Genomic DNA, 12805 nt, shown 5'->3' on the forward strand with positions numbered 1-12805 from the left:
TCCCGTTTTGAAATTCCCAATGACCGCTCGCTACAAGCTCGGCTGCACCCTGGCCTACGAGGCCCTGTCACCGTCGGTGTTCATCTTCAACATCGAGGTGGCGCGACTGCGCCGGCATATCGACCTCGTCGAGCGCCTGACCGTATCGCCGGACCTGCCGCTCAAGGTCTATACGGTCCCGGATATCAAGAACCGCTATTTCGGCCTTCAGGTGCCGGCGGGCTCCGTGACCGTCCACTACGAGGCCGAAGTCACGCTTGACCCCTTCCGGGCCGATCCGGACAGTGTGCGCGAAACCGCCATCGAAGACCTGCCGCTGGACATCATGCCCTTCCTTCTGCCGTCGCGCTTCGTGCCCTCCGACCGCCTCGCCGATTTCGCCCGCAAGGAATTCGGCTATCTCAAACGCGGCTTCAACCGGGTGACGGCCATCTGCAACTGGCTGTACAACAACATCGACTACCGCCGCGGCGCTTCCAACGAACAGACCACCGCCACCGAAAGCCTGCTGCTGCGCGCCGGTGTCTGTCGCGACTTCGCCCACCTGGGCATCGCCTTTTGCCGGGCGCTCGGTATACCGGCGCGCTTTGTCAGTTGCTATGCCTATGGCCTGCGCCCCGCCGACTTTCACGCCCTCTTTGAAACCTATCTCGACGGACGCTGGTGGTTGTTTGACGGTACCCGCATGGCCAATCTCGACGGCCTCGTCCGAATCGGGGTCGGGCGCGACGCCGCCGAAATCGCCTTTTGCTCGCCCTTCGGCAATGTCAGTTACGGCCCGGTCGACATAACCATCGACCGCGTCGACGGTGGCCCTGAAGATACTGTGCGAACGACGGACGCCATCTCCACGGAAGAACCGGCACCCCACGCCGGTGCGCTGTAGGACCATGGTTTTTGCGCTGACCCGAACCCGCCGCGCAGCGGCGCCTCTTGCCAATTAGGTCCACAGATTTCACATATTATTCAGAGACTTAATCTGTGAAATCTGTGTAATCTGTGGACCCACTTAAGTCTTGGGGCCCTTGCCTGGTGTCGCACCTGTCACGACCTCGCGCGGCTGCTCACAGGAATGGATTGTCCTTGTCGGCATAGCGCTGGCCGATAAACTGGGTGTTGTGCGTAAAGGCATCCAGGTCATGCTGGGCCAGGCTGCGCAGCATACCGTCGAGCTTAGCCTGCATGGTGTCCAGGCTTTCATCGAGAATAAAGCTCGCCGACTTGCCCGTCTTGCGAAAGATCTCGGCCCGGTGGGCCGGCGGGATGTCGATATAGCTTTTGACCAGCTTGGGCAGATGCAGATCGCGCATCTGGTCCAGTTCGAAACGGTTGATCCCGCCCGCCTGCTCCCGCTGGGCCGCATCATAGACGTCCTTGAGACTTTCGAGGATGCGCTGGATGCGTTTCTGAGCGCCCTCCGGCACGCGCGGGTCGCTGTATTCGACACGCACAGGCTCAGGGGCCGGCGGTTGGGGGGCCGGCGCTGGGGAGGGCTTGGCAAACAGCCGCCGAAAGAACTCCACGATCTTCATACCCAACAAGAATAGTGCGCGAGTCGTAAAAATTTGAACCACGGATCAGCAGACTTATACCAAACCTCATCAAGAATGACGCTTGGTATTCGCTTTTTTTCAGCTCAAGCGCCGCTCTAGGCGCCCCCCATGGCGCCTCGCAAAAGCCCGGACGGCCTGAAGCCTACGCTGGCGGCCTTGCCAACCCGAGATGGGTCGAGAGTTTTGCGGCTTGGTATCAACTCAAGGCCAGCGGCGAAGGACCGGAATTATCCGAGATATTGCCCTGGGCCCGCGCGATATAGCCCTTGGCCTTCTCGGTCTCCTGCGACAGCGTGTCAACCGTTGTCTTCATGTTGGACAGAGCCTTGATCTTGAATTCGTCGACCGCATCCATGGTGGCATAGATATTGGCGAAGGCGCGCTGTAAGGTTTCGACATGGATGGTCGCCGAGGTCGCCTGCTCATGGATGCTCGCCGTGTTCGATTTAAGCAGTTCACTCGTGCTGGCGATCATGTTCGACGTGGTGGTATTGAGCGCCGTAATCTGATCCAGGACCAGTTTCTGGCTGGCCAGGGCCTGGGCCACCGTAACCGCCGTGCGCAAGGCGGAGATGGTTGTGGTCGACGCCCGGTCAACACCCTTGATCAGCTCGATATTGTTCTTCTTGATCAGATCCAGCGCCAGATAACCCTGAACCGTAACCGCCATCTGGGTCAGCAGGTCGGTGGTGCGCTGGCGGACATAAAACAGGGCCGATTCACGGATGGCACGCGACTTGGTCGGATCCGACGTATCCAGCTCGACCGCCTTCCCTTCCAGGCGACTATCCAGGGTCTTCGAGATATGAATGACCTGCTCCAGCTTGCCCATCATCTCCCACATCTTGCTGCGTTCGCCGTCAATGGCGACATTGTCCTGCAACAACTCGTCCCTGCCGCGCGCCAGACTCACCAGGATGGCATTGATATGGCTCTGCGCCGACTGGTACTTGTCGAAATAACCCTTCAGCTTGTTGCCGAACGGGATGACGCCAAACAGCTTGCGCGGCTCCAGCAGACCGCCGCCGCGCGACGGATCCAGGCCTTCGATCGTCTGGCGCAGATCGACCAGGGAATCGCCGACACTGCCCTCGCCTTCCATCTGCCGGGTAGGACGGTCGAGGAAACGATTGCTCTGCGACGACAAGGCGGTGATTTCGCGCTGGCCAAGGCTGTTGAGCTGATTGACCCTGGTACCAAACTCCGGACTGTTGGCGTCAACGCTGACCAGATCGTTGACGAAGGAGTCGACCTTGCTTTCCAGTTCCGTCTTTACCGCCGTTTCGATCGGCACCAGACCCGCGGCCTTCTCCGCCGGAACAACCGCAACGGGCGCCGGCGCCTCAAGAACGAGATCACTCATGGTCGTGTTTCCTCCGCAAAGCAGGTTTTAGACTTCGCCGATGAATAAGGCATGATTCCCCCAAACTGCCGCGTCGCCTTTAAGGCGACCCCGCTCAGGCCACGCGGCTGTCGGCTGTGGACAGACCCTCTGTGATACCATAGATTTGCGCCCGCTGGACGATTTTTTCCGCCCACCGGCTGTGGGTTGCCGGCTCGCACATGCTGCCGTTCGAACCGAAAACCGCCGGAGACGCGGCATCGAGAATAGCGCGTGCCTCTGAGATGTCCGACGCTGCCGGTTTGTACAGGCGCTGGATGACGGGGATTTGACTGGGATGGACGGCAGTCTTGGTCAGCAGGCCGTGCTCGATATCCTGTTCGACCTCTTCGGTCAGCAGAGCGTGGTCGCCGTAATGTTCGAAGACCGGCGCCGAAACGCTGAAACCATGGCTTGCGAAGGTCGCGGCAATGTTGCGGATGGCCACGCCCAGAACGCCATCATAGGCTGTGCGGTAGCGTGAGCGGCGTACCCCGATCAGGTTGAGCAGGTCGTTGCCGCCGATCCGCACCGCCAGGATTCGGCTGCGGTGAGGACTCATGAGGTCCCTGAGATGACTAAGGCTCTTGAAATCGAAAGCTTCTTCTCCCTCGATACAGGGCATCAGGGCATGCGAACCTATGGGCAGGTCCAGCCACTGGGGCAGGGTCGCGGCGGTAACCTTTGGCAGAACGAACCCCGCCACCCGGTCGACACCAGGCATCCTGAGAATTCGCGCCAGCATCAACGGACTACGCGGGCGGATAAAGACACGAACCGACGGCGCCAGAATGCTGAAACGCTGAAGGCAGAGCTTCAGCGCCTGCTCGGCGCGCGCAGCTTCGTCATCGCGAACCGCGTCCTCCAGGCAAATAACCATGGAGCGCAAGTCGGGACAGGCGCCATAGGCATTCTCGAGCGCTGCCGGATTGAGCACCGGTGTATAAAGCGTCGCGCCCAGTTCTATGGCCCTCATTCCTGCTCGCCCTTCAAACTCTTGATAATCGTCACTGCGCGATAACCACCCAAATCCCGTTGCACGACCGGCACATCCGACCTGGCCGCCAGGTGCTGCATGTGCAGGGTCTCGGGATCGTCAAAATCCCGGATGAACACCGCGTCCGGCACCCGGCGCAGCAGAGCGCGCGTCGCCTCGGCTATGCCCGGTTTGATACGATTTACGTCGCCGACCGCATACTTGTCCATAAGGTCACACAGAATTTGCTGGCTGGAGGCTCCCGCACGGACCGCGCCTTGCGGTGACCACGCCGACGACAGCGATACCGCGGCTGCGGCCTCGACCGTCGCGAGGAAATGATGGGTCAGGTCATGCGGCGCCTGCGCTTCCTGGAACAGGCAGGCGTGAAAGTCGTCCGGCCCAACCAGAGCGTCGGTGAGCACCGTGCGGCTGATGAGCCCCGACACGATGCCGTTAAGCAGACCGCTCGGGATAACGTAGTCGTCAACCGTCGCCGCCAGACTGGCACAGCCGGCCGGATCGGCGACCACGGCCAGATACGGTGTAAAGCCCAGGTCCGACCCGCGCAAAGACGCCTCGAGTTCGCGGCTGATCGCCCCCTTGCCCGTCCAGCCATCCAGGAAGATCGCATTATGCGTGCCGTGTCGCGCCCGGATATAGGCCAGGGCATTGAGATCGATGCCGCGGCCGCGGATAATGCTGACCGTGTAGTGAAAGGCCGTGATACCCAGCCGCTCCAGGGCGCGCTTGAGCAGGACGCCGATCGGCGTTCCGGCTCGCGCCAGCGAAATCACCACGCACGCCTCCGCCGTTTGCGGGCGCTGAGTCAGCTTGCCGGCCAGGGTTTCGATATCGCCCTTCAGCCGGCCGGCATTGCGCCCCAGAGCGTCATGATAGAGCTCCATATAGCGGGAATCCGGCAACGTCTCGGCAGACAGCATTTCGGAATAGTGCTTTTCTCCCGACTGGATCAGCCTTTCCTTCTCCGCGATGCCGACATGCGCGATCAATGACGGCTTCAGCAGCATGACGACATCGTCGGCTGCGAAGCTGCCGCAGAAGTGCCCGTGCCGCGCCCCGGTGTTTTGGTCGGCTTCAATCAATCCAGGCATTGTCACGGGTCAGAGTTTTCCAAAGCTGAGACGGGGTCGGTGTCATGGCAAGATCGCACAGGTCCATGAACCCGGCGTCGGAGAGACTGTCGCCGATACCGATCACCGGCGTATCCGGAGTGTCGCGGCGGAGCCTGTCGAGCAGATATTTCACGGCATACCGTTTATTGAGCCACGGCGGCAGATAGGCAAGATTATTGTCGTTGCGATGCACCCGCCATCCCGCCGGCACCAGAGCCGCCAGGTCGCGCTCGACCTCGGCCAGAACCTCGCCCTCATCGCGGTTGCTCTTGATGACGATGTACTGCTTAAGACCGTTCTCAGCCGCCACCCAGTGGCGAAAGGCCGCAGGGTCACGTGTCCTGGCCAGCCCCCCCATCAGGCAGGCATCGACGTCTTCAACGGCGTCACCGTTTCGCGCCAGCATGACCAGATGGTCGTGCCAGTCCCGGTCGACCTCGCCCGCGCTGTCGAGAATGCAGCCGCCGTTGCCGCAGATCGCCGGCGCCTGTTCAATATCGACGCGGGCCAGCACAGCGCGGCTGCGGGCGGTGACCGGTATCACCTGTCCCATCCGCAGCCAGCCCAGCATATGGTCCTGGCGAAGGGTCGCATAGCCACTGGGGCTGCCGTCGGCCAAACGGCTCATCAGGCGCAGACCTTGCGCCGAACCGTCGGGACACTTGCGCTCCGTCTGGAAGAGCGTGTCGTCCAGATCGGTAAAAATCAAGGGGCGCGACGTCATAAACCTTCCTGCTCGGGTACGTAGGTGCAGGCAATGACCTCCACCGGAAGGTCGTGACCGAGACATAACAGGGCGGCGGACGCTTCGCTCGCTTGCGCCTTCACCACCTCGGTCATGACCAGGAGCCTGTCGGGACGATGCCCAAGAACGTTATATAGGAAGCATGGCGCGCCGCTGCCATAGGCGTCCGAAAACGCCGACGCGCTTTGCATCGCCCCGCCCAACAGGGCGGGACTGCGGGTGATGCACTGAACCGCCGCAATGCCGCCCTGCGCCTCGACCTCCTCGGCGGCCAGCAGGGCCTCGTAGGAATGTTCTCCATCGCCGAGCACGAGGACACGTTCGCCCGGTCGCGCCTCGACCGGCGGCCTGATTGCTTTTTCCGGTGCCCGCAGTCCGGTGCGGCTGCGCATCCCGCCGGCCGGGGCAGAGCCGGCCTGGTTGGATTTCGCGGCCAGGACGGGCGTTGCGGCTGCCTCCGCCGCCTGCCAGGTCATGGCACCGGACAGGATGGCCCGCGCCTTCGTCGGGTGTGGCATGCCGGCCAGGTAATCGCCATTGCCCCAGTCGGTGATGCAGCAGGTTTCAATTTGGCGCAGTTGCGGCATTTCGCGCGCCAGGGCCTGGGCGGCGGCAATAAAGGTATTGCCGGTGCTGCATTCGTCGTCGACGATGACCAGGGACGGCGCTGCCCGGACTCTTGCCTCCAGCGCGGGGTCGGCGACCTGGATCAGATGGGTGGTCGCGTGACTGTGGCCCTCTTCGAACGACGCCAGCACACGCGCCCCCGCAACGCCTTGCCGTGAGCTTTGCAGATAGAGGGTCTCGACCTCGGGGTTGAGTTGGCGAAAGGCTGCGAATATGCCCTGGCCCAAAGCCGTTGCCGTTTCCGCCATGCCGAGAAATACCACCGGCTGCGGCAGGTCGGCCGGGATTTTTCGCGCCAGCGCCGCCATGGTGGCACGCATCTGCGCCGGCGCCGCCGGCAGATGGCGCCCCAGCACCTTCGACACGATCAGGAAGCCGCGCTTGGGATTGGACCGGGCGGCAAAGTCGCACAACTCATGCAACGGCGGACCGTCGTGCACGCTTAGGGTCAGGTCCCCTGTCGGCAGGCGGATGGTTTGCGATACCTCCGTCGCAGGCGCAAAAGTCATAAGGGAGGGCCTAAAAATGAACGATGATACTGACGACCGACTTGCGCAGCCGCTGCACCACGTCGCGGCGGTCGTTATTGCGTGACGGTTTCACCTCCGGCAGCGGAAAACCCGCCGCAGCAATCATTTCATAGACCAGAGCGGCCCGAATGGCGAAGTTGACATTTTCCGAGATCGAGCCGCGTTCGCGCATATTGCCATGGGCCAGAGACGACGCCGTAATCCCAACCAGGTTGCCGGCTTCGTCGCTGATCGCCCCGCCGGACGAACCTGACCCGATCGGCGCCGTAAACTGAAAGCGCGAGACATCGCCATGGCTGCCTGTCAGGCCCGAAATATTGCCGGTGGTCACCTTAAGGTCGCTGCCCAGCACATCCATCAGGGGAAAGCCCGCCGCCAGAATGCCTTCGCCCAGCCACAGGGGCGCGTTGTAGCGCAGGGGCAACGGGTCTCCCTCGACCTCACCTTCGAGCAGCGCCAGGTCATGAAGCATGTCGGCGGCCACGGGTTTCAGCTTGGCGCGGCTGCGCCCCAGTTCCAGAGAGACCCCGTCTTCGATGACGTGGGCATTGGTGACGACAAGGCCGGGCGCGATAAGCACGCCACTGCCCGAAGCCGTGGCACCGCGCGGCGGGCGGGTCTCGCTGGTGCGGGGCCGCGACGGGAAGTCGACATTCTGCAGATTGCGGGCGCGGGCAAAGGCTTCGATCCCGAACGTAAAGCCGTCGTTCGAAACCTTGGCGCGCCAGATCCCGTCCTTGACATAGATTTCGGTCAGGATAACCGCCGCCAACTGCTGGGTTGGTTCGGGAAAGCTGAAGGCCTGGCCGGCGATATCGACCTCGATCGGATAAGCGGTGTTAACGAAGCCACCGCTGCGGTCATCATTGATATAGGCGATGATCTCCAGGGCGGTATCGCGGATCAGCGGCGACGGCGCCATCCACCGCCCGCCCTCGCCCTGGGTAAACGCAATAATGCCGCCGTCGGCGCCGACCGCGCACACGACCACGCGCTCGGCATCGCGGCCCTGCACGGTTATGACCCAGTTGCCTTCGCGGGCGACCTGAAGCCTTTGACCTGGAATGGCTGTCTGCATGCCGCGACCTCAGGACGCCAGCCGCTGGACGGCCGTTTCGAAGCTGACCTCGGTATCAATCATCTTGCCCTCCAGTTCACCTGCGGTCACCCTGCCGGTCAGCAGACCCGCCCATCCACTCAGGATACCCGCACCAACGGCTTCCGCATAGACCACCCCGCCGGCCGGGCGCGCATTGATCTCCAGGATCTTCCAACTCCCGTCCCGATGCTTGCGGAACTGGATATTGACCGTACCATGCAGCCCGAACCGTTCGACCAGCTTCACGGCGTAGCCGCTCAGCGGGTGATCGGTCTGGACGCGCTGGCGACCGGTGCTGAGCTTGGTGCGGGCGGCATAGCGCAACATGTGCCCGTGGTCGGCCAGGATGTCGAACGAAACCTCCGGCCCGGGCAGAAACTCCATCAGCACCATGTCGCGGATCGGCTTGATCTTTTCCTGCGCCCGCAGCGCCGCCACATAGAGGTCGGCCTGGATCTCGCGGCTGTCCGGGCTTTCCAGGTGCCGCATCGGCCGGTCACGGATCAGCTTCCAGAAGCCGAACCCGTTCACCCCATTGCGCGGCTTGACGCAGGCGATGGCCTTGGCGCCGAAACGTTGATGGAAGGACGCAAGGGCCTTTTCCAGGTCGCCGCTTGTTCGGATCAGGTCGGTTGCGAGGTGAAACTCGGTGTCCTTCAGGTCCTCGGCAAAACGGTACTTGTCGTCCAGGAGCTTCAGCACCTTATGGCCGGCAGGGAATTCGACGCGGCACGCCAGGTCTGCCTGGCGCAGGGCCGTGCGGTAGTGGGTCGGTATGAGAATGTCGATGCGGTGCGCCGCCACCTGGTCGCGCACCCACTGGACATAGCCGGCCACGTCGGTTTCGGGCTCGACCCAGGTCGCCACGGGCCCTGCATGGCGGGGCATCCCCCTGGCGACGCTGGCATAGATCTCAAGCCCCGGCTCCGCAGACATCATGGCCTGCGAAATGCTGGCCAGAGAGAAGCCGCGGTTGAACCAGATACGCATTGAATTGCCCCGTCCGGAGGTCGTCAGGCCAGGCTCACACCCATGGCGGACGCCAGACCGGCCAGGCCGCTTTCCCAGCCCTCGCCGACAGCCTTGACCTTGATATCGCCCTGGCCCCCACGGTACAGCTCGACAAAGACCATGGCGGCGTTGGTGCTGCTGTCTTCCGACAAGTCGTAACGCGCCAGCTCCTTGTTGTCCGCCTGGTTGATGACCCGGGCATAGGCGTTTGACACCGAGCCGAAATTCTGCCGACGCGCCTGGCCATCGTGGATGGTCACGGCCACGATGACCTTTTTGACGTTGGCCGGCAGTTTGGAAAAGTCGATCTTGATTGTCTCGTCGTCGCCCTCGCCATCGCCTGTACGGTTATCGCCGCCATAGATGACGGCGCCCTCGGGCGAGGTCTTGTTGTTGTAGAAGACAAAGTGGCCGTCGCTGAGCACCTTGCCGCCCTCGTCGACGACAAACGCCGAGGCGTCGAGGTCGAAGCCTTCGCCGTCCGTAGCGCGAACGTCCCAGCCGAGCCCGACGGTGACGCTGACGAGGCCCGGAGCCTCTTTGGACAGCGACACATTGCCGCCTTTGACGAGAGAAACTGCCATCGAAAATCCTTGTCATCAAGCATCGCAACGGCCGGCCAGGCCGGCCGTTGCGACCGGGTTTAACCGACGCTTACGCCGTAATTGGTGGCCAGAGGCCCCAGGCCGCCCTTGAAGCCCTGACCGACAGCGCGGAACTTCCATTCGGCATTGTTGCGATAGACTTCGCCCAGGATCATGGCCGTCTCGACCGAAGCGTCTTCCGACAAGTCGTAACGCACGATCTCGACATTGGTCTTCTGGTTGACCAGCCGGATGAAGGCGTTGGAGACCTGACCGAAGCTCTGCTTGCGGGCTTCGCCGTCGTGGATGGTGACGACCACGGCGATCTTGTCGACGTCCGCCGGCACCTTGGTCAGAGTGACCTTGATCTGTTCGTCGTCGCCATCACCCGCGCCCGTGCGGTTGTCGCCCAGATGCTCGACACCCGTCACGGCCTTGTTGTTGTAGAATACGAAGTCGCCGTCGCTCCGGACCTTGCCGTCCGTCTTGAGCAGAAAGGCCGAGGCGTCGAGGTCGAAATCGGTGCCATCGGTCGCGCGCGTGTCCCAACCCAAGCCAATGATGACTTCGTCGAGTGCGGGATCTTCCTTGCTCAGGCTGACGTTGCCGCCTTTGGAAAGCGAAATTGCCATGTCAAACATTCCTTTTCATCTTTGGCGGTGGTCGGGTCTGAGTGAAGCGCCTTCCGCCTGGGGCGCGCCACAACGGTAAGGGTTATATATCGAGCCGGTTCTTTTCATTGGCCGGTTGCGTCGGCTGGTCGGACACGACCTCACCGGTCGGCAGGATAATCTGCGCGTCGCCATCCTCGGCATATTCCTGCGGGAACCGCTTCTTGTGGTCAATCGAGACCCACAGCGAAACGCCGATGATGATCGCCCCGATCAGGCCCGTGATGACCTCGGGGATATGCAAGCGAATGCTGAGCAGCATGATGCTGGCCAGGGCGATGATCGCATAGAAGGCCCCCGCCTCCAGGAAGCGAAATTGTGCCAGGTGGCCTCCGCGCACAAGGGCGATGGTCATCGAGCGCACGAACATGGCGCCGATACCCAGGCCCAGGGCGATCAGGATGATATCATTGGTGATGGCGAAGGCGCCGATCACGCCGTCGAACGAGAAGGAGGCATCGAGGAATTCGAGATAGATAAAGCCGCCGGCCCCGGTACGCACGACCGCGCCGGTATGGTCCGTCTCACCGCCTCCGATCCAGTCGCCGAACTTCTGCACGGCGAAGAAGGTTGCCACGCCCGACAGACCGGCAATCAGGAAGGTCTTTTGCTCTTCTCCGTGGACCAGGAACGATAAACCGCCGATCAGCAGGGCGGTGACGATATAGGGTGAAAACGGAATCCTGGCCAGCGACGCCAGCGGCCGCTCGATAACGCCCAGCCAGTGGTGCTCACGGTCCTCGTCGAAGAAAAAGTTCAGCCCGACCAGCATCAGAAAGGCACCGCCGAAACCGGAAATCCCGACATGCGCCTTGGTAACGATGCTTTCATAGAGCTCGTGGTCCATGATGGCGATGCGGGTGGCTTCCCACGGCGTCACCATGGCCGAGATCGAAACGATCATGATCGGGAAGATGATCCGCATGCCGAACACGGCAATGAGGATGCCCCAGGTCAGGAAGCGGCGCTGCCATACGGGATCCATGTTCTTCAGGATCGAGGCGTTGACGACGGCATTGTCGAGGCTGAGCGAGGTTTCCATGATGCCCAGCACACTGGCCAGAAAGAGCATCTGTAGCACCGCGGCGGCCGTGCCGCCGTTTTGGTAAAAGCCCAGCGCACCCGCCAGGATCAGGGCGACCACGGTAAAGGCGATCGATCCGTAAAAGTTCTTTAGCATAGGTATCCTGTGTTGGCGTTGGGCAAAACCCTGGGGTTACCGCAATGATCCGCGCATATGGGGCTTGTCAGTCTTTTCTGCCAGCGGTCCACTGCAGGAAAATGCCAATATCGTCGGCGAATTGCTTCTGATCGCGATAATACTGCATATGACGGTCGACCTGCAGATTGCCATTCACATTGTTGAGCAGGGCAATTCCGCACAGGCGGGCATTGTCGCGGCCTTCCACCAGGCGAATTTCGATTTCGGGCTGGCCTGGCACCGTCATCCGGACGACACCATCTGTCTGCTGCCAGTTTGGAGCACCCTCGTAGATCAGGGCGAAGACGCCGATCCGCTTGATCTTGTCAAAGTGGCGGCCATTGACGCGAATGGTCTCTCCCGACGTCACGGCGCCGGTGCGGTCATCGCCCGACAACTGGATATAGGGCTCACGCTCATAGTCGCCAAAACTGCGGCCCAGCCCCTGGATACAGCCCTTGTAACCGTCCTGAAGTTCGAACATGACGCCCAGGTCGAGGTCGAGGGTCTTCGTACCTCCGCCGAACAGGCCGCGTTTCTGTTCCAGCTGGCTCCAGTTCAGGTTGAGGACGATCTCACCGAAACTGCCTCCTGTCTTCTGCAGACTGACACGGGAATTGCCTTTTTCCAGCGTCACTTTTTTCAGGCTGACGGAAGCGGCCGCGGCGGGCGCAGGGGAAGCCGCTGGCGCAGTTTGAGCCACCGGAATTGGCGCGGGCGCTGCGGCGGGTGCAGGCGCTGGAGCATCGGCGACTTCACCGCCAAAGTGGGCAATCAGGCTGGCCAGGCCGCCTTCGAAACCGGCGGCGATGGTACCGAGCCGCCAGCCGGAACTGTGGCGATAGATTTCGATCAGCATCGCGGCCTTTTCGGCGTTCAGGTGCTCGGCGACATTGAAGGTGGCCTGGGCATTGCCGACGGTCACCAGCAGGGGCCTCGATTCACCAACCGGACGCGTATCATGGGTGGCGGTGAACACCACCCGGTCAATCGAAGAGGGCAGCTTGTCGAGTTCGAGGTTGAACAGCGCCGCCCCGGACGACGGCGCCAGGGTAATGGCGCCTTCCGGGGTGCGCGTGTTGGAGAACAGGACGACATAGCGGTCGTCACCGATCTTGCGATCCTTGTTAAGACCGAAGGCGGCGATATCGGCGCCGTCCATGCCGAATTCGACCTTCACAGCACACTGGGTACCGATGCCAAGGTCCGAAAGGGCGCGCTTTTCGCCACGCTGCAATTGCATGCTTGTCTCTGGAGTTGGGGGGAGAGAGGCGTTGGCCCCTCTCCAAGT

The 12805-nt window shown here is 62.0% G+C and carries 13 protein-coding genes; 1 reads left to right on the plus strand and 12 read right to left on the minus strand.

Annotated features, from left to right (window positions below):
• The first annotated feature begins 19 nt into the window (after positions 1-19).
• Entirely contained in the window at positions 20-886 is an 867-nt protein-coding gene (locus tag ABAC402_RS36295; RefSeq protein WP_023450809.1) for a transglutaminase family protein, read from the plus strand.
• A 178-nt stretch (positions 887-1064) separates the two neighbouring features.
• On the opposite strand, the gene ABAC402_RS36300 is transcribed toward ABAC402_RS36295, so the two are convergent.
• The 12 genes from ABAC402_RS36300 to ABAC402_RS36355 form a co-directional block, all read right to left on the minus strand.
• Positions 1065-1523, minus strand: coding sequence for a hypothetical protein (locus ABAC402_RS36300; protein ID WP_235079999.1), 459 nt, complete (start codon positions 1521-1523; stop codon positions 1065-1067).
• A gap of 226 nt (positions 1524-1749) precedes the next feature.
• Entirely contained in the window at positions 1750-2916 is a 1167-nt protein-coding gene (locus tag ABAC402_RS36305; protein ID WP_023450811.1) for a toxic anion resistance protein, read from the minus strand.
• A 94-nt stretch (positions 2917-3010) separates the two neighbouring features.
• Complete coding sequence (locus tag ABAC402_RS36310; RefSeq protein ID WP_023450812.1) at positions 3011-3910, minus strand: HpcH/HpaI aldolase/citrate lyase family protein; 900 nt, start codon at positions 3908-3910, stop codon at positions 3011-3013.
• A complete protein-coding gene (locus ABAC402_RS36315; protein ID WP_023450813.1) occupies positions 3907-5025 on the minus strand; it encodes a cysteine protease StiP family protein in 1119 nt (372 codons plus the stop codon). Before ABAC402_RS36315 ends, ABAC402_RS36310 begins: the two co-directional genes overlap by 4 nt.
• Entirely contained in the window at positions 5009-5770 is a 762-nt protein-coding gene (locus tag ABAC402_RS36320; protein ID WP_023450814.1) for a hypothetical protein, read from the minus strand. Before ABAC402_RS36320 ends, ABAC402_RS36315 begins: the two co-directional genes overlap by 17 nt.
• The gene (locus ABAC402_RS36325; RefSeq protein ID WP_023450815.1) at positions 5767-6927 is read right to left on the minus strand and encodes a phosphoribosyltransferase domain-containing protein; all 1161 of its coding nucleotides are present in this window, start codon (positions 6925-6927) and stop codon (positions 5767-5769) included. The genes ABAC402_RS36320 and ABAC402_RS36325 overlap by 4 nt, the downstream gene beginning before the upstream one ends.
• Positions 6928-6937: 10 nt before the next feature.
• Positions 6938-8026, minus strand: coding sequence for a serine protease (locus ABAC402_RS36330; protein WP_023450816.1), 1089 nt, complete (start codon positions 8024-8026; stop codon positions 6938-6940).
• A 9-nt stretch (positions 8027-8035) separates the two neighbouring features.
• A complete protein-coding gene (locus ABAC402_RS36335; RefSeq protein ID WP_023450817.1) occupies positions 8036-9037 on the minus strand; it encodes an ATP-grasp domain-containing protein in 1002 nt (333 codons plus the stop codon).
• Between the two features lie 23 nt (positions 9038-9060).
• Positions 9061-9642 (minus strand): TerD family protein, encoded by a 582-nt coding sequence (locus ABAC402_RS36340; protein WP_023450818.1) that lies wholly within the window; start codon positions 9640-9642, stop codon positions 9061-9063.
• A gap of 59 nt (positions 9643-9701) precedes the next feature.
• Positions 9702-10274: a TerD family protein gene (locus ABAC402_RS36345; RefSeq protein ID WP_031235955.1), complete on the minus strand. Its 573-nt coding sequence runs from the start codon at positions 10272-10274 to the stop codon at positions 9702-9704.
• Positions 10275-10356: 82 nt separating this feature from the next.
• Positions 10357-11493 carry a DUF475 domain-containing protein gene (locus tag ABAC402_RS36350; RefSeq protein ID WP_023450820.1) on the minus strand — a complete coding sequence of 379 codons (1137 nt, stop codon included), beginning with the start codon at positions 11491-11493 and terminating at the stop codon, positions 10357-10359.
• A 67-nt stretch (positions 11494-11560) separates the two neighbouring features.
• Positions 11561-12757 (minus strand): TerD family protein, encoded by a 1197-nt coding sequence (locus tag ABAC402_RS36355; protein WP_023450821.1) that lies wholly within the window; start codon positions 12755-12757, stop codon positions 11561-11563.
• Positions 12758-12805 lie beyond the last annotated feature (48 nt).

Origin of the sequence: Asticcacaulis sp. AC402 (assembly GCF_000495835.1) — a bacterium.
GTDB lineage: Bacteria > Pseudomonadota > Alphaproteobacteria > Caulobacterales > Caulobacteraceae > Asticcacaulis.

Coding starts and splice junctions, on each gene's coding strand:
- ABAC402_RS36335 (WP_023450817.1), bottom strand. CDS start 9,037: ATGCGTATCTGGTTCAACCGCGGCTTCTCTCTGGCCAGCATTTCGCAG.
- ABAC402_RS36310 (WP_023450812.1), bottom strand. CDS start 3,910: ATGAGGGCCATAGAACTGGGCGCGACGCTTTATACACCGGTGCTCAAT.
- ABAC402_RS36350 (WP_023450820.1), bottom strand. CDS start 11,493: ATGCTAAAGAACTTTTACGGATCGATCGCCTTTACCGTGGTCGCCCTG.
- ABAC402_RS36320 (WP_023450814.1), bottom strand. CDS start 5,770: ATGACGTCGCGCCCCTTGATTTTTACCGATCTGGACGACACGCTCTTC.
- ABAC402_RS36355 (WP_023450821.1), bottom strand. CDS start 12,757: ATGCAATTGCAGCGTGGCGAAAAGCGCGCCCTTTCGGACCTTGGCATC.
- ABAC402_RS36330 (WP_023450816.1), bottom strand. CDS start 8,026: ATGCAGACAGCCATTCCAGGTCAAAGGCTTCAGGTCGCCCGCGAAGGC.
- ABAC402_RS36340 (WP_023450818.1), bottom strand. CDS start 9,642: ATGGCAGTTTCTCTCGTCAAAGGCGGCAATGTGTCGCTGTCCAAAGAG.
- ABAC402_RS36345 (WP_031235955.1), bottom strand. CDS start 10,274: ATGGCAATTTCGCTTTCCAAAGGCGGCAACGTCAGCCTGAGCAAGGAA.
- ABAC402_RS36315 (WP_023450813.1), bottom strand. CDS start 5,025: ATGCCTGGATTGATTGAAGCCGACCAAAACACCGGGGCGCGGCACGGG.
- ABAC402_RS36325 (WP_023450815.1), bottom strand. CDS start 6,927: ATGACTTTTGCGCCTGCGACGGAGGTATCGCAAACCATCCGCCTGCCG.
- ABAC402_RS36295 (WP_023450809.1), top strand. CDS start 20: ATGACCGCTCGCTACAAGCTCGGCTGCACCCTGGCCTACGAGGCCCTG.
- ABAC402_RS36305 (WP_023450811.1), bottom strand. CDS start 2,916: ATGAGTGATCTCGTTCTTGAGGCGCCGGCGCCCGTTGCGGTTGTTCCG.